The organism is Bradyrhizobium erythrophlei, from assembly GCF_900129505.1.
In the GTDB taxonomy this organism is placed as follows: domain Bacteria; phylum Pseudomonadota; class Alphaproteobacteria; order Rhizobiales; family Xanthobacteraceae; genus Bradyrhizobium; species Bradyrhizobium erythrophlei_D.
The window spans coordinates 6,178,793-6,193,352 of the sequence record NZ_LT670818.1 but is presented as its reverse complement, the minus strand read 5'-3'; the positions used below and the strand labels follow the sequence as shown (position 1 = coordinate 6,193,352).

General features: G+C 63.1%; 16 protein-coding genes and 1 pseudogene. 14 read left to right on the top strand and 3 right to left on the bottom strand.

The window, feature by feature from the left end; translation table 11 throughout:
* Window positions 1-9 precede the first annotated feature (9 nt).
* Window positions 10-216 carry a hypothetical protein gene (locus B5525_RS28665; protein WP_079569009.1) on the bottom strand — a complete coding sequence of 69 codons (207 nt, stop codon included), beginning with the start codon at window positions 214-216 and terminating at the stop codon, window positions 10-12.
* Window positions 217-350: 134 nt separating this feature from the next.
* Between B5525_RS28665 and B5525_RS47315 the strand changes: the two genes are divergently transcribed.
* The 3 genes from B5525_RS47315 (at window position 351) to alr (ending at window position 3,545) form a co-directional block, all read left to right on the top strand.
* Complete coding sequence (locus B5525_RS47315) at window positions 351-473, top strand: hypothetical protein (RefSeq protein ID WP_276328804.1); 123 nt, start codon at window positions 351-353, stop codon at window positions 471-473.
* Between the two features lie 296 nt (window positions 474-769).
* Entirely contained in the window at window positions 770-2,272 is a 1,503-nt protein-coding gene (locus B5525_RS28660) for a replicative DNA helicase (protein WP_079569008.1), read from the top strand.
* 49 nt (window positions 2,273-2,321) lie between these two features.
* Window positions 2,322-3,545: an alanine racemase gene (gene alr / locus B5525_RS28655; RefSeq protein WP_154073489.1), complete on the top strand. Its 1,224-nt coding sequence runs from the start codon at window positions 2,322-2,324 to the stop codon at window positions 3,543-3,545.
* Between the two features lie 6 nt (window positions 3,546-3,551).
* Here the strand turns inward: alr and B5525_RS28650 are convergent, their stop codons facing one another.
* Window positions 3,552-3,776 carry a cysteine rich repeat-containing protein gene (locus B5525_RS28650; protein WP_079573904.1) on the bottom strand — a complete coding sequence of 75 codons (225 nt, stop codon included), beginning with the start codon at window positions 3,774-3,776 and terminating at the stop codon, window positions 3,552-3,554.
* Window positions 3,777-3,813: 37 nt separating this feature from the next.
* Here B5525_RS28650 and B5525_RS28645 point away from each other — a divergent pair, with 37 nt between their 5' ends.
* A complete protein-coding gene (locus B5525_RS28645) occupies window positions 3,814-4,584 on the top strand; it encodes an exodeoxyribonuclease III (RefSeq protein WP_079569007.1) in 771 nt (256 codons plus the stop codon).
* Here B5525_RS28645 and B5525_RS28640 read toward each other — a convergent pair.
* Window positions 4,577-4,912: a hypothetical protein gene (locus B5525_RS28640; protein ID WP_244567620.1), complete on the bottom strand. Its 336-nt coding sequence runs from the start codon at window positions 4,910-4,912 to the stop codon at window positions 4,577-4,579. The genes B5525_RS28645 and B5525_RS28640 overlap by 8 nt on opposite strands.
* 295 nt (window positions 4,913-5,207) lie before the next feature.
* Here B5525_RS28640 and B5525_RS44550 point away from each other — a divergent pair, with 295 nt between their 5' ends.
* From B5525_RS44550 to purF, 10 genes and pseudogenes are all read left to right on the top strand, one after another.
* A complete protein-coding gene (locus B5525_RS44550) occupies window positions 5,208-5,465 on the top strand; it encodes a hypothetical protein (protein ID WP_154073488.1) in 258 nt (85 codons plus the stop codon).
* A 142-nt stretch (window positions 5,466-5,607) separates the two neighbouring features.
* On the top strand, window positions 5,608-6,696 hold the full coding sequence (locus tag B5525_RS28635; RefSeq protein WP_338075216.1) for a DUF2336 domain-containing protein: 1,089 nt from the start codon (window positions 5,608-5,610) through the stop codon (window positions 6,694-6,696).
* A 102-nt stretch (window positions 6,697-6,798) separates the two neighbouring features.
* Window positions 6,799-6,906 (top strand): annotated as a pseudogene (locus tag B5525_RS46655) (sulfite exporter TauE/SafE family protein); the annotation flags it as partial.
* A 144-nt stretch (window positions 6,907-7,050) separates the two neighbouring features.
* Entirely contained in the window at window positions 7,051-7,935 is an 885-nt protein-coding gene (locus B5525_RS28630) for a prohibitin family protein (RefSeq protein WP_079569005.1), read from the top strand.
* Window positions 7,936-8,431: 496 nt separating this feature from the next.
* Window positions 8,432-9,484, top strand: coding sequence for a Spy/CpxP family protein refolding chaperone (locus B5525_RS28625; protein WP_244567619.1), 1,053 nt, complete (start codon window positions 8,432-8,434; stop codon window positions 9,482-9,484).
* A 75-nt stretch (window positions 9,485-9,559) separates the two neighbouring features.
* Window positions 9,560-9,739: a hypothetical protein gene (locus B5525_RS28620; protein ID WP_154073487.1), complete on the top strand. Its 180-nt coding sequence runs from the start codon at window positions 9,560-9,562 to the stop codon at window positions 9,737-9,739.
* Window positions 9,740-9,786: 47 nt separating this feature from the next.
* On the top strand, window positions 9,787-10,167 hold the full coding sequence (locus tag B5525_RS28615) for a DUF1330 domain-containing protein (protein ID WP_079569002.1): 381 nt from the start codon (window positions 9,787-9,789) through the stop codon (window positions 10,165-10,167).
* 553 nt (window positions 10,168-10,720) lie between these two features.
* Window positions 10,721-12,187 carry a DNA repair protein RadA gene (gene radA, locus B5525_RS28610; protein WP_079569001.1) on the top strand — a complete coding sequence of 489 codons (1,467 nt, stop codon included), beginning with the start codon at window positions 10,721-10,723 and terminating at the stop codon, window positions 12,185-12,187.
* Window positions 12,188-12,346: 159 nt separating this feature from the next.
* Window positions 12,347-12,976 (top strand): CvpA family protein, encoded by a 630-nt coding sequence (locus B5525_RS28605; protein ID WP_079569000.1) that lies wholly within the window; start codon window positions 12,347-12,349, stop codon window positions 12,974-12,976.
* A gap of 23 nt (window positions 12,977-12,999) precedes the next feature.
* Window positions 13,000-14,535 carry an amidophosphoribosyltransferase gene (gene purF / locus B5525_RS28600; protein WP_079568999.1) on the top strand — a complete coding sequence of 512 codons (1,536 nt, stop codon included), beginning with the start codon at window positions 13,000-13,002 and terminating at the stop codon, window positions 14,533-14,535.
* The last annotated feature ends 25 nt before the right edge of the window (window positions 14,536-14,560 follow it).

Here is a 14,560-nt window from a genome sequence, read left to right as displayed (position 1 = left end):
GCCGGGAAACTAGTTCCGCAGGCTGAATTTCGAGATGCCGTAAGGATACGGCGAGGCCGGGCGCGCCAGCTGGGCGCGAAGCGCGATCACGATCCGCGGATCGCAGGGAATCTTCCGGATTTCCGGGCGCGACACTTCTTCCATGGCGTCGACCAGCATCGACAGCCAGCGTCGCTCGCCGTCCCCTGATCGCCAAATTTGAAGCCGCCGGCCCATTGCCTGTCCTTGCCAAAACGCCCCACTACCAATCCGGAAATCTGCCGTCTGTTCCCCACCATGCCGCAAACATCACCGGTCGGATGTGAGGTGCTTCACAGAAAGACCCGGCGGACTATCCTAAAGCTTCCGCCATGGCCCAGAGAACCTGCCAATCTCCGTTCGGCCCGAAGGGTGACCTCGGCACCGACTACGCCCTGATCGCAGCCAGTGTCGGCGCGGCCGTGATCGCGCTGATCTACCTCGTCCTGATCTGAACCAGCGGAGATCGCGGGTCCCGGACTGGCCTCTGCCTCTAGGATGGGTATCTCCGGGGCGGGATAAGGTTCAGTCCGCGCCCGTCATATTCCCGGGATTTTCGAGCGCCGGACGACGCCGGCCGGCAGGTTGGCAGGGCGGAAACCCGTCAAGCTCCATTGCGCCACAGCATCGGGAAATCCCAACACCCATTGTGTGAATCGTGCATAAGGCGTCACGGCGCTTCCGCTTGCCCTAGGACAGGCGCTTTATCGCCGCCCCGTATCCGCCCAAGTTCCACGAACACTCGAGCACCATGGCTGCACTTGATTCGAACGTCCTGAAACTCGCTCCCGACGCCGGAACTCCAGCCTATCGGAGCGCGCCGCACAATATCGAGGCGGAACAGGCCCTGCTCGGCGCTATACTGGTCAACAACGACGCTTTTTATCGGGTATCGGACTTTCTGGAGCCGAAACACTTCTTCGAGCCGCTTCACCTGACGATCTACGAGACCGCGGGCAGCCTGATTCGGATGGGCAAGGTCGCCACCCCCGTCACGCTGAAGACCTTCCTCCCCGCGGACACCGACATCGGCGGCATGACGGTCGGCCAATACCTCGCACGCCTCGCCGCCGAGGCCACCACCATCATCAACGCCCAGGATTACGGACGTACCGTTTATGAATTGTCGCTGCGCCGCGATCTGATCGGGATCGGCGAGGACATGGTCAACGTCGCCTATGAGGCGCCGGTGGATTTCGCGCCGCGGGCGCAGATCGAGGATGCCGAGCGACGGCTTTACGAACTGGCGGAGTCCGGCCGTTACGACGGCGGTTTCCAGCGCTTTTCCCAGGCGCTGACGGTAGCCGTCGACATGGCCGCCAAAGCGTTCCAGCGCGACGGCAAGCTCTCCGGCATTGCCACCGGCCTGCGCGACCTCGACACCAAGATGGGCGGCCTGCAGCCTTCCGACCTCATCGTCCTGGCAGGCCGTCCGGGCATGGGCAAGACCGCGCTCGCCACCAACATCGCCTTTAACGTCGCCAGGGCGCACCGCGCCGAGGTTCAGCCCGACGGCACCATGAAGTCGATCAATGGCGGCATTGTCGGCTTCTTCTCCTGCGAAATGTCGGCCGAACAGCTCGCCACCCGTATCATCGCCGAGCGCACCGGCATTTCCTCCAGTTTGATCCGCCGCGGCGGCATCACCGAAGTAGATTTCGAAAAGATCCGCGATTATTCGATCGAGCTGCAGTCGCTGCCGTTCTATGTCGACGAAACCGGCGGCCTGTCGATTTCGCAGCTCACCGCGCGGGCGCGGCGGCTAAAGCGGCAGAAGGGGCTCGACCTCATCGTGATCGACTACATCCAGCTTTTGCAAGGCTCGGGAAAGCGCGGCAACGACAACCGCGTGCAGGAGGTCACGGAGATCACGACCAACCTGAAGGCGCTGGCGAAAGAACTCAACGTTCCCGTGATCGCGCTGTCGCAGCTGTCGCGCCAGGTGGAAAACCGCGACGACAAGCGTCCGCAACTGTCGGACTTGCGCGAATCCGGCTCGATCGAACAGGACGCCGACGTCGTGATGTTCGTGTACCGCGAGGAATATTACCTCGCCAACAAGGAGCCCCGCGCGGGCACGCCGGAATACGAGAAGTGGCAGACCGAAATGGACCTCGCGCACGGCAAGGCCGAAGTCATCATCGGCAAGCAGCGTCACGGCCCGACCGGCACCGTCGACTTGCACTTCGAGGCCAACGTCACCCGCTTCGGCGACCTCGCCCCCGACGGCCAAGTGCCGGATCGCGGCTATTAACGGGTCCTGCCCGGTTGAACCGCCGCGTCGTGGCGCGTAAAACGGCGGCATGAACATCGCCTCCGCCCCGAAACCGGTCAGCGACCTGCTTTCGCCCGAAGCCAGCCAGGCGGCGGCCACCGGCGTCTTGACCGTCGATCTCGACGCCATCGTCGCCAACTGGCGCAAACTCGAGAAGATGGCGGTGCCGGCCGAATGCGCCGGGGTAATCAAGGCGAACGCCTATGGCTGCGGCCTCGCGCCGGTCGCCAGCGCGCTGGCCGGCGCCGGCTGCAAGACGTTTTTCGTCGCTACCCTGGACGAGGCCCGCGCCGCACGCGCCGCCTTGCCGCAGGCCGCCATCTATGTGCTCGACAGCTTCTTCCAGAATTGCGGCGACGCCTACGCCAAGATTAACGCCAGGCCCGTGATCGGCGATCTCAACGAACTCGCCGAATGGGACGTGTTCTGCCGGCGCTCGGGCTGGGAGGGCGGCGCGGGCATCCATATCGACACCGGCATGAACCGCCTCGGCCTGACCATCACGGAAGCCCAGGGCATCATCCCCCGGATCAATGCCGGCGACCACGGCATCACGCTGGTCATGAGCCACCTCGCCTGCGCCGAAGCGCTCCATCATCCGCAGAACGCCAGGCAGCTTGCGACCTTCCGCGAGATCGCCAGCCTGTTCTCCGGCGTGCCGGCCTCACTGGCGAATTCGTCGGGCGTCTTCCTTGGCGCCCAGTTCCAGTTCGACCTGGTGCGGCCGGGGGCGGCGCTCTACGGCATCAATCCGACGCCGGAAGCCGACAACCCGATGCAGGGCGTGGTCGACCTCAAGGCCCGCATCGTGCAGCTCCGCTCGATCGATAAGGGCGAGACCGTCGGCTATGGCGGAACCTGGACCGCGCGGCGACCCACAAAACTCGCGATCGTCTCCGCCGGCTATGCCGACGGCTATTTCCGCGCTGGCGGCAGCAACGACGGCACCCGCGGCGCCGAGGTGATCGTCGCCGGCAAGCGCTGCCCGATCGCGGGCCGCGTCTCGATGGACCTGATCGCCGTCGACATCACCGATCTCGAAAAGAACGCGGCGCGGCGCGGCCACATGGCGACGCTGATTGGCGAGGGCATCACGGTCGACGAACTCGCGCACCATTTCGGCACCATCGGCTACGAAGTGCTGACCAGCCTCGGCCCGCGCTATACGCGGGTCTACAAAGGCGGCGCGGCCGCCGGGGCCGTAGCCCAACCCGCCGCCGCGGCAACCAGCCCGGCCACCGCCGCAAGCTAGCGCTTCCTACTTTTTCTGCGCGTCGAGCACTTTCTTGCACGGCGCGGCGAGTTCGGCGTACTGCTTGTTCAGGCAGGCGATGATGCGGCCGCCGCCGGGGACGGTGCCTTTGCAGTATTTTTCAAAATCCGCCTTGCAGGCCGCCTGATCTTCGGCGGTCAGGGCTTGCGCGAATGCGGCTGAGGAAAATCCCAGCACGATGGCGGCAACGGCGAAACCCAGCTTTGGCATGCTACCCTCCCCCTGATCGGCATCCGCCAGTCTGCCCATGAAAATCGCAACCTTCAACATCAACAATGTCAACCGCCGCCTGCCCAATCTCTTGCACTGGCTGCGCACGGCAAAGCCCGACGTGGTCGCGCTGCAGGAACTGAAATCGACCGACGACGGGTTTCCGGCCGCCGCGATCGACAAGGCCGGCTACGGCGCGGTCTGGCGCGGACAGAAGACCTGGAACGGCGTCGCGATCCTGGCGCGCAACGCCGATCCCGTGCTGGTCCGGAGCCAACTGCCCGGCGACGCCGATGACCGCGAGGCGCGCTATATCGAGGCTGCCGTGGGCGGCATCATCGTTACCAGCCTCTATTTGCCGAACGGCAATCCACAGCCCGGACCGAAATTCGACTACAAGCTCGACTGGTTCAGGCGGCTGAAATCGCACGCTGCGAAATTCATCAAGCAGGAGATTCCAACCGTGCTGGCGGGCGACTACAACGTCGCGCCGACCGGGCTCGATATCTACCCGACCAGATCATGGGACAAGGACGCGCTGATCCAGCCGAAGAGCCGCGCCGCGTTCAAATCGCTGGTGGCACAGGGCTGGTGCGACGCGATCCGGCAATCGTACCCGGAAAAGCCGATCTACACGTTCTGGGATTACAAGCGAAACCGCTGGCAGCGCGATGCGGGCCTGCGGCTCGATCACCTCCTGCTGAGCCCTGCGCTGGCACCGCGCCTGATCAGGGCCGGCGTCGATCGCGAAATCCGGGGGGAAGAAGGCGCCAGCGACCACGCCCCGGCGTGGATCGTGCTCAAATAGCCGAAAGACGTTTGCTGTTCGCCGCAACATGCTCGCGATAGCGGTCGATGATGGACGCAGGCGTCGCGCCGGCCATCAGGCTCGCACCGGCTTCGAACATCGCGTCGACCTTCTCGCTCACCATCAGGCGGGCCTCGTGATGCGCGTCATCGCCACCGATCAGCAGTTTTTCCAGACGAAGACGGATCACTTCGAAGGATTCGCAGGCCAGCATGGTGGAAGCATACCAGGGGAAACTCGCCCGCTCCGGCACCTCATCGCACGGCGCCAGGTTGGCGATGGCTTGAAAGGCGATGACGGGCAGCGGCGGCGTGTCGTGATGCTTCATGACTGATTCCAACTCCAAGGCGATCTGAATTGAATACGCTTCAAATTTTAACGATCCAGCCGCGGGATCGTGCGTCTTTTGGGCTTCGCGGTGAGGGCCGGTTAACCAGGCGGCGGCGGGCGCCATCCTGGCGCAACTTGGCTAGTGTGTCGCTATCTGAGCAGCGCACAGCGGCGCGAAACTCAGCCGGTCTGTATCGCCACGGTTGCATTGCTGCGCACGCCCCCTCAACGAAATTCGTTGCGAATCGCCGCCGTCCACAGAATATTTGGTTATTGGTCATCAAGAGACGCGGATGACGGAACTCGAAGTGATTGCCAAAAACATTCTCGGGCTGAAACAATTGCTCCGGGTGGCGTGGGAAGATTTGGGATCGACGCACCTTGGTTTATCTGAACGCCGTGAGATACGAAGCCAAATGCGCCGGGCTGCAGCTGACCTGCATCATGCGCTTCAGGATTTCCAGGACGAACACGACCGCTTGCGAAAACTCCATGCGGAGAAATGTGAAAAGGAAGCTCCTCGCCGGGTCAAGCTAAGATTGGTCGATTAGGCAATGTCCTAACTCGTCAGCCGCGGGAGGCCAGGCTCGGATAGTTCGGTAATTGGTTGGCAATATTCATCGCCGCGCGTGATCCGCGAGAGTTTTTCAGATTTGTTTTTGAAGCAGCTAGAGCGGCCGAATGGATGGCACCATGTCGCTTTTGCAGGAGCTCGAAGAGTCGATTTCGCGTGGCTCTGAGGAAAGCCTGTTGCGGGCGTTGTGGCACACGACCGATGTTCTGATAACCGGTCAATATTCCGAGAACCAGGTCTGGGTCTTTGGACAGATCATCGAGCGGCTCGCGCGCGACCTCGAGGTCGTGGCGCGGGCGCAACTCGCAAGACGGCTTGCCGTTACAGACAATGCTCCGGTCAATTGCATCAACAAGTTGGCCGCCGACAAGTCGATCCTCGTTGCGGAACCCGTTCTCCGGCAATCGAAGCGGGTTGACGTGAGAACCCTGGTTTGGGTTGCGAGCTCCGGGAGTCAGCAACACCTTCTCGCGATATCGAAAAGGGACTCTGTCGCCGAACCGGTTACGGACGTGCTGGTTTCGGCTGGCAACAAGGAGGTCGTGAAGTCGGTAGCGAGCAATGCCGGGGCGCGCTTTTCGGATTTGGGATTTCTCAAATTGATAAAGCGGTCCGAGCGCGATTCGATCCTGATCGAGATTCTTGGCCAGCGCAGCGACATTCCAAGGCCGATCTTCCAGCAGTTGATCGCAAAAGCCTCCGACGAAGTCAGAAAGAAGCTGGAACGGGAGCGCCCGGACCAGGCGACCGAAGTTGGAGCTCTCGTCAGGGACGTCACCAGCCAATTGCACTCGGTGTTCGGACCCGCGTCACCAGACTATTTTCGCGCAAAAAAAGCCATTTCGGCGCTTCATCGATACGGCAATCTGCATGAGGAAGATATTCTCGAATATGCCCGGTCCCATAGATTCCCGGAAGTGACCATAGCGCTCTCCTTGTTGTGCTCCCTGCCTGCAAACGTCATCGAGCGGGGATTGATCGACAGCACCGGCGAAATGCCCGTCATTTTTGCCAAGTCACTCGATTATTCGTGGGAGACCACGATGTCGCTGCTGTTTCTTGGCGCGCCGGATTTCAGGCTTTCCGCGCAACGCCTTGACGCGTTGAAAGCAAGATTTTCCCGCCTGACCGTCCAGACGGCGCAGGGCGTCGTCAAATTGTATCAATCGCGCAAGGCACCCGACGGCGGCAGATCGCCCGACCGCTGATCGAGCGCGCCGACAACATGCTCACGCGGTTTCCCTGATGAATATCTGCCACGCCGGCGGTGGCTATTTCCCGGTTCGATGATGTTCACTAGCGCTTCGGCGCTTCGGCGCTTCGTGCTGCGGCCCGAGCCCGGAATGTTTCGGCTGGTTATGGATGCGATCATGCTCGCGGCCGGGCTTTCCATGCCGTGGAACGCGGCATTTTCATAAAATCCGGCTGATGTCATCGGGCGGATCTGAACCAATCGCCGCGAACGGCCGACCAAGGGACACGTTTTACAGGGAATTCGTAATGGCCGCGGATGATCCTGCAGCCGCAGCATTTCTCGATCCTTTTGATCCCGGGAGAATTTCATGAACAGGGGAATTATTGCCGCGGCCGTCATCGGCGTGCTCGCGATCACCATCGTTTTCGGCAGCTGGTACACGGTCGATCAGACCGAGCGCGCCGTATTGCTCCGCAACGGCGCCGTCGTCGGCACCGCACAGCCGGGCCTCGGCTTCAAGATCCCCCTGATCGACAGCGTCCAGAAGATCAGCGTTCGGACCGCGACCTATACCTGGGACAAGATGAACTCCTATTCCTACGACCAGCAGCCGGCCGACCTGAAGATCAGCGTCACCTTGCGCGCCTCGCCCGACAAGGTGGCGGACCTCTACGCCAAATTCGGCCAGCTCGACACCGCGGTCAACCAGGTCGTCAATCCCGTAGTGAACCAGCAGGTCAAGGTCGTGTTCGGCCGTTACACCGCGGTGAAGGCCATCCAGGAACGCGGCGCGCTCAACGGCGCGATCAAGGACGCCATCACGGAGACGCTGAAATACGACCCGATGATCATCATCGAGAGCGTGCAGCTCGAGAACATCGAATTCTCCGCCAATTATCTGCACTCGATCGAGCAGCGCATGCTGGCCGAGGTCGAGGTGCAGAAGCTGCAGCAGAACGCGGAGCGCGAAAAGGTCCAGGCCCAGATCACCGTGACGCAGGCCAATGCGAAAGCCAACGCGGTTCGCGCCGAGGCGCAGGCCAACGCCGACGCCACACGGCTGAACGGCGAAGCCCAGGCCTCCAACATCAAGATCACCGGCGAGGCCCAGGCCGCCGCCATCGAGGCCCGCGCCAAGGCGCTCGGCACCAATCCCAACCTCGTCACGCTGGTGCAGGCCGAAAAATGGAACGGCATGCTGCCGACCACGATGGTGCCGGGCTCGGCGGTGCCGTTCGTGTCGATCAAGTAAGGCTCGACGGTCCCGGGCTCGGTGGGCCGTTCGTGTCGGTCGAATGTACCGCGGTCGCCCGCACCGACCGGCGCCTTGGTAGAGGGCTGCTTTCGGGGGGAAGAGCGGACATCGACTGTTTACGGCTGGAGGTATGCTCCAGACCCCACACGCCCAATGCAGTTCCTGCCCTTACCGGACGTGGCTGACCCACGATGGTCGGCACACGCAGGGAACTTTCGCTTCCTCTCGGCGTCGTCTAAAAGTGACGCGATGAGGCTTGGCGCGGGAGGGTGCCATGTCGAAGTCCCGGATTGGAATTGCCGTTGTCGTTCTGACAACCCTGCTGTCGAGCGGGGCCCTTGCCAGGGTGCATCTTGGCATCGGTCCCCTTGGGGTGGCGAGATTCGCGGTAGCCCGCGTATTGTCGCTAGGGGGATTGCATCGCGCACGTGCCTTTGCAGGTCGCGGCCACATCCGAACGGCTTCCCTTGGACCGCAAGACGTTGGCAACGCTATGGATTTCGGGCTGGGCAACCCGGCGGTGCGCAGGCAAATCGCCGCGGCTGCAGCGCTGGCGGGCTGGCATGGCGGCCACATCGCGAACGGGTGGTGGCGACACGGCGCCGGCGGATATGGATGGGTCGGGCCGCTATTTTGGCCATTCGCTATTTACGATATCTACGACTACACCATCTGGGGTGATGGCATCGGCCTCTGGGACTACGGTTATCCCGACATCTATGCCGCGATCTTTGCGCCTTATGGCCCTGACGATCTCGCCGCCTATACGGGACCAGGCCCGCACGGCCGAAGACATCGCAGAGTCCCTTCGCTACAGCAGCTCTGTGGCGATGACGGCCGCGAAATTGCCGGCCTCCCGATCGATCAGATTCAGCAGGCGATACAGCCGAATGGGGCGCAGCGCGCCGCCTTGGACGATCTTGCCAACGCATTGACCTCGGCCGCCCAGATGATTCGGGCGTCGTGTCCGACCCAGACGGCGTTGACAGCACCGGACCGATTGGCCGCCATGCAGCAGCGCATCGGGGCGATGATCATGGCTGCGTTCGCCGTGCAGCAGCCGCTCGGGAAATTCTATGACCTGCTGGAGGACGAGCAGGAAGCACGGCTCAATGCACTCGCCCAGGATCGGCGCAAGACTTTCGCCGCAAACGGGGCCACGGAAGCGCCTGCCCAAGGCTTTGCCCAAGGCTCTGCCCAAGGCCCTGCCCAAGGCTCTTCCCAAGCCTGCGGCGCGGCGCAACCAGCGGCGTTGCAATGGCCGGCGGACGAGATCGAGGCCAGGTTGCACCCGAACGACACTCAACGTGCCGCTCTCAAAGTGCTGCAGGTCGCCAATGCCAGGGCTGCCGACATCCTGAGCTCCCAATGCCAGCCGAACGACGCGACCACACCACCCGCTCGCCTCGATGCCGTGGAGGGGCGGCTCACTGCCATGCAGCAAGCGGTCTATCTGGTCAGCGCCGCGCTCGGGGACTTCTATGCGAAGCTGAGCGACGAGCAGAAGGCGCAGTTCGAGGCGATCGGACAAAAACGAACGACTTAATTTCCAGTCCCTTGCCATCGCTGAGTCACAGCCCGGTCCACCACGGTCTGACCCAGAACGACCATGGACTGCTTCTTGTTTCAAAGCCGAGAGTTCGTTGATGCGCGGCTACCGGCCGGCGGCCTCGACGGCAAGGCGCCGGAGGGCCTGCCGATCGCTGCGCAACGCGCTGCCGAGCACATCGGCGTCGCGGCTGTCATCCTTAGCCCCGGCGAAGGTGAAGCGATCGATTGCTCACCGAACGGTCTCAAATAGCAGTACGATTGGCTGCCGGATCATCGGCAAGTAACTGGGAGTCAGTCATGAAAACTTATACGATGACATTGCTCGCAGGCGTCGCAATTGGAGCTATCGCGCTCCAGGGCCTCCACGCTCAAGGAGCCAAGACGAAAGCTTACTCCATCAGCGAAGCTGAAATCCTCGATCCTTCATTTCAAGCCACATACCTTCCTGCCGCCCGGAAGGCGATAGAGGCAGCCCATGGTCGAGCTTTACGCACCGCGGCCGGACGGGTTGTTCAAATAGAGGGTGGGCCGCCTCCGAAGAGTGCGGCCATCGTCGAATGGGAGAGCCTGGATGACGCAGTGGCGTTCTACAAGTCGAAAGCCTGGACGGACCTTGCACCCCAGCGTGACAAGGCAGTTAAGGTAATGCGGCGATACGTCGTCGAAGCCGAAAAGTAGCCTGTTCCCGGGCGCCGGCTGCAACGCGCGGCGCCGAAAAACCGGCGCCAACTGCGCACAGCGAGGCTGTCTCATTGGGCGGCCTCGTCTAGCGGCCGTTCGGCGCGGTACCTGATCCCTCCTCGTGGCACTTTTCGGACCTGATGGCCGGACATCGAGCCGGCGGCCCAGCACTTCCGTTTGAGCCTGAAGAATATTGAACCCATGCGCGCATGGCGGGGTCTGGAGGCTGATCAACGCGCGTCTGGACGATGATCCGGTGGGGCTGGCAGCTGCCCCAATCACTCCGCCTCCGCAGAGGCCTTCCATTTCTGTTTTGCTTCCCAGAGGCGCTTCATTTCGCACTGCATTGCAGGGTCGGAGTCGCCTGCTTCCGGAATTCCCATGTGCCAGGTTTCCACACGAGGAATTCTCCGGCATTCGCAGCACCGATCAGAAAGTTCCATGAACTTGTGCGCAGCGCCGGAAGCCACGCGAGTTTTCTATCGCCGGGCGATCTCAAATGAGGTATAGAACAAAATAAGAACATAAGCGGATCCGATTCAGCTCATCAATGGCCAAATCCACCCTTTCCTTCGTCTGCCAGAACTGCGGCGCGGCCTATAACCGCTGGCAGGGCAAGTGCGAGTCCTGCGGCGAGTGGAACACGCTGGCCGAGGAGGACACGACCGGCGCGACCTCCATGCCGGTCTCGATCCGGTCAAAACGCAAGGGCCGGACGTTCGCGCTGGAGACCCTCACCGGCAAGAGTCAGGACGCCCCTCGCCTTCCCTCCGGAATGGCCGAGCTCGACCGCGTCACCGGCGGCGGATTTGTCAGGGGCTCGGTGCTCCTGGTCGGCGGCGATCCCGGCATCGGCAAATCGACGCTTCTGACACAGGCCACCAGCCTGATGGCCCGCGCCGGGCACCGCGTGGTCTACATTTCCGGCGAAGAAGCCGTGGCGCAGGTGCGGTTGCGCGCCGAGCGGCTGGGCCTTGCCGATGCGCCGGTGCAGCTCGCGGCCGAAACCTCGGTCGAGGACATCGTCTCCACCCTGTCCGAAGGAACGGTGCCGCGGCTGATCGTGATCGATTCGATCCAGACCATGTGGACCGACACGGTGGAGTCCGCGCCGGGCACGGTGACGCAAGTGCGCGCCTCGGCGCAGGCGCTGATCAGGTTCGCCAAGAAATCCGGCGCCGCCATCATCCTGGTCGGCCATGTCACAAAAGACGGCCAGATCGCCGGGCCCCGCGTGGTCGAGCACATGGTGGACGCGGTGCTGTCGTTCGAGGGCGAAGGCTCGCAGCAATTCCGGATCCTGCGCGCGGTAAAGAACCGATTCGGACCGACCGACGAGATCGGCGTGTTCGAGATGACGGGCCTGGGACTGCGCGAGGTCTCCAATCCGTCCGAACTGTTTTTGTCGGAGCGCGATCTCGGCAGCCCGGGCACGGCGGTATTCGCAGGCATTGAGGGCACGCGGCCCGTCCTGGTCGAATTGCAGGCCCTTGTGGCGCCAACCACGCTCGGCACCCCGCGCCGCGCCGTGGTGGGCTGGGATCCGAGCCGGCTGTCTATGGTGCTGGCGGTATTGGAGGCCCATTGCGGCGTCAAACTGTCGGGCTACGACGTCTATTTGAACGTCGCCGGTGGCCTGCGCATCCAGGAACCCGCGGCCGACCTTGCCGCCGCCGCGGCGCTGGTATCGTCGCTGGTGAACGCGCCCCTGCCGACGGATGCCGTCTATTTCGGCGAGATATCACTGTCCGGCGCGGTCCGCCCCGTCGCGCAGACCTCGGCGCGGCTGAAGGAAGCCGCAAAACTCGGTTTCGGCCGCGCCGTGCTGCCGGAATCGGCGCGTGGCGAGGCCGGCGGCGATTCCGGGCTGTCGCTCAATGCCGTAGGCGGACTGACCACCCTGGTCGCGGAGATTGCCGCGCGCGGCAGCCCCAGAGGCAACCGCGACGGCAATCGAGAGAACGCCGCAGTGGAGAAAAATGCCACACCTGCGAGATTCCGGCGTCAGGAAGGCTAGCCGCAGGTGACGCACCCCGCCCTCGCCGCTATACCACCCGCGCGCGGCCGGGATGATGCGATTTCCGGCCTTGCGGGGCCAGCGTAATGCCTCTCACTTAAGGACGGCACCGACATGCCGATTCGCGGTTTGGAACTTACGGGCGGACCTGACTAGCCGATGCCGATAACGATACTCGATCTCGTCCTGCTTGCCGTGATGCTGATTTCCGGCCTGCTCGCGATGGTACGCGGCTTCATGCGCGAGATCCTGTCGATCGCGGCCTGGGGCGCGGCGGCGCTGGTCACGCTCTATGCCTTCGGAAAGCTGCTGCCGACCGCGAAAACTTATTTCAATAACGACACCGTCGCCAGCGTGGTGGTGGTGGCCGGTGTCTTCGTCGGTACCCTGATCGTGGTTTCCATCATCACGGTGCGGATTTCCGACATGATCCTGGATTCCCGGATTGGCGCGCTCGACCGCACCCTCGGGTTCCTGTTCGGCCTCGCCCGGGGCCTGTTGATCGTCGTGGTCGCCTTCCTGTTCTTCTCCTGGCTGGTCCCGGACAAGCAGCGGCCCGACTGGGTCACCCAGGCCAAATCCCGGGTGGTGCTGCAGGGAACCGGGGATTGGTTGATGTCGCTCTTGCCTGACGACCCCGAGAACACCATCTTGAAGAAATTCAAGAAGAATAAACCAGACGATGAGCAGACTGACACCGAGCCGGCTCCGCCGGCGTCCGGCGATGGTTACACCAAGCCTGCGCGCGACAGCCTTAAAAAGCTGATCGAGAAGCCCGCGGCGAAATGAAGCCACGCCAAAAGAGAGGCGCGATGGACCTTAAACCGAGCCCTTCCGAAGACGCCGCACAATACCAACTGGACCTGAACGAAGGCGCTTTGGGTCCGATAGAACTCACTGACTCTGACCTGGACGGCGACACGCTCCGCGAGGAATGCGGCGTGTTCGGCATCTTCGGCCATCCAGAGGCCGCCGCCATCACCGCGCTCGGCCTGCACGCGTTGCAGCACCGCGGCCAGGAGGCCGCCGGCATCGTCTCCTTCGACGGCACGCGTTTCCACTCGGAGCGCCGCCTCGGCCTGGTCGGCGACACGTTTTCCCGCCGCGAGGTGATCGAGCGCCTTCCCGGCCCCATCGCCGTCGGCCATGTCCGCTATTCCACGACCGGCGCGACCATCCTGCGCAACGTGCAGCCGCTGTTCGCCGAGCTCAATGCCGGCGGTTTCGCCGTCGGCCATAACGGCAACCTCACCAACGGACTGACCTTGCGGCGCGAACTGGTGCGCAACGGCGCCATGATGCAGTCGACCACCGACACCGAAGTGATCCTGCATCTGGTGGCGCAATCCAAGCGCAACCGCTTCATCGACCGCTTCATCGAGGCGCTGCGCGCCATCGAGGGCGCCTATTCCCTGGTGTCGATGACCAACAAGAAGCTGATCGGCGCCCGCGATCCGCTCGGCATCCGCCCGCTGGTGCTGGGCGAGCTCGACGGCTGCCCGCTTCTGGCGTCGGAGACCTGCGCGCTCGACATCATCGGCGCGAAATATATCAGGGACGTCGAGCCCGGCGAAATCATCGTGTTCGACGAGCGCGGCGCGCAGAGCCACAAGCCGTTTCCAGCCAAACCGCCGCGGCCCTGCATCTTCGAATACATCTATTTCTCGCGACCGGATTCCATCGTCGGCGGCCGCTCGGTCTATGACGTCCGCAAGGCTTTTGGCGCGCAGCTTGCGCGCGAGAGCCATGTTCCCGTCGACGTCGTGGTGCCGGTGCCGGATTCCGGCGTGCCCGCCGCGATCGGCTACAGCCAGCATTCCGGCGTGCCATTCGAACTCGGCATCATCCGCAACCATTATGTCGGCCGTACCTTCATCCAGCCGACCCAGAGCGTGCGCGAACTCGGCGTGCGCATGAAGCATTCAGCCAACCGCGCCGCCATCGAAGGCAAGCGCATCATCCTGATCGACGATTCGCTGGTGCGCGGCACCACCTCGAAAAAGATCGTGCGCATGATGCGCGATGCCGGCGCTGCCGAGGTGCATTTCCGGCTCGCCTCGCCGCCGATCCTGTACCCCGATTATTACGGCATCGACCTGCCCGACCGCGGCGGCCTTCTGGCCGCGACCCATAGCCTGGAGGAAATGCGCGACATCATCGGCGCCGACACGCTGGCGTTCCTGACGGTCGACGGCATGTACCGCGCCATGGGCGAGCCCGGCCGCGACCCCGCTAATCCGAAATTCTCCGATCATTGCTTTACCGGCGCATATCCGACCCACCTGACCGACCAGACCCAGGTCGAGCCGCAGCCGCGGCAACTTTCCTTATTGGCGGAAGCAAGTTAGATGGCTCATCATTGCCGGGCTTGAC

Excerpts from the sequence above, each read along its gene's own strand:
- B5525_RS28665 (WP_079569009.1), bottom strand. The coding sequence starts at position 216 with ATGGGCCGGCGGCTTCAAATTTGGCGATCAGGGGACGGCGAGCGACGC.
- B5525_RS47315 (WP_276328804.1), top strand. The coding sequence starts at position 351 with ATGGCCCAGAGAACCTGCCAATCTCCGTTCGGCCCGAAGGGTGACCTC.
- B5525_RS28660 (WP_079569008.1), top strand. The coding sequence starts at position 770 with ATGGCTGCACTTGATTCGAACGTCCTGAAACTCGCTCCCGACGCCGGA.
- alr (WP_154073489.1), top strand. The coding sequence starts at position 2,322 with ATGAACATCGCCTCCGCCCCGAAACCGGTCAGCGACCTGCTTTCGCCC.
- B5525_RS28650 (WP_079573904.1), bottom strand. The coding sequence starts at position 3,776 with ATGCCAAAGCTGGGTTTCGCCGTTGCCGCCATCGTGCTGGGATTTTCC.
- B5525_RS28645 (WP_079569007.1), top strand. The coding sequence starts at position 3,814 with ATGAAAATCGCAACCTTCAACATCAACAATGTCAACCGCCGCCTGCCC.
- B5525_RS28640 (WP_244567620.1), bottom strand. The coding sequence starts at position 4,912 with ATGAAGCATCACGACACGCCGCCGCTGCCCGTCATCGCCTTTCAAGCC.
- B5525_RS44550 (WP_154073488.1), top strand. The coding sequence starts at position 5,208 with ATGACGGAACTCGAAGTGATTGCCAAAAACATTCTCGGGCTGAAACAA.
- B5525_RS28635 (WP_338075216.1), top strand. The coding sequence starts at position 5,608 with ATGTCGCTTTTGCAGGAGCTCGAAGAGTCGATTTCGCGTGGCTCTGAG.
- B5525_RS28630 (WP_079569005.1), top strand. The coding sequence starts at position 7,051 with ATGAACAGGGGAATTATTGCCGCGGCCGTCATCGGCGTGCTCGCGATC.
- B5525_RS28625 (WP_244567619.1), top strand. The coding sequence starts at position 8,432 with ATGGATTTCGGGCTGGGCAACCCGGCGGTGCGCAGGCAAATCGCCGCG.
- B5525_RS28615 (WP_079569002.1), top strand. The coding sequence starts at position 9,787 with ATGAAAACTTATACGATGACATTGCTCGCAGGCGTCGCAATTGGAGCT.
- radA (WP_079569001.1), top strand. The coding sequence starts at position 10,721 with ATGGCCAAATCCACCCTTTCCTTCGTCTGCCAGAACTGCGGCGCGGCC.
- B5525_RS28605 (WP_079569000.1), top strand. The coding sequence starts at position 12,347 with ATGCCGATAACGATACTCGATCTCGTCCTGCTTGCCGTGATGCTGATT.
- purF (WP_079568999.1), top strand. The coding sequence starts at position 13,000 with ATGGACCTTAAACCGAGCCCTTCCGAAGACGCCGCACAATACCAACTG.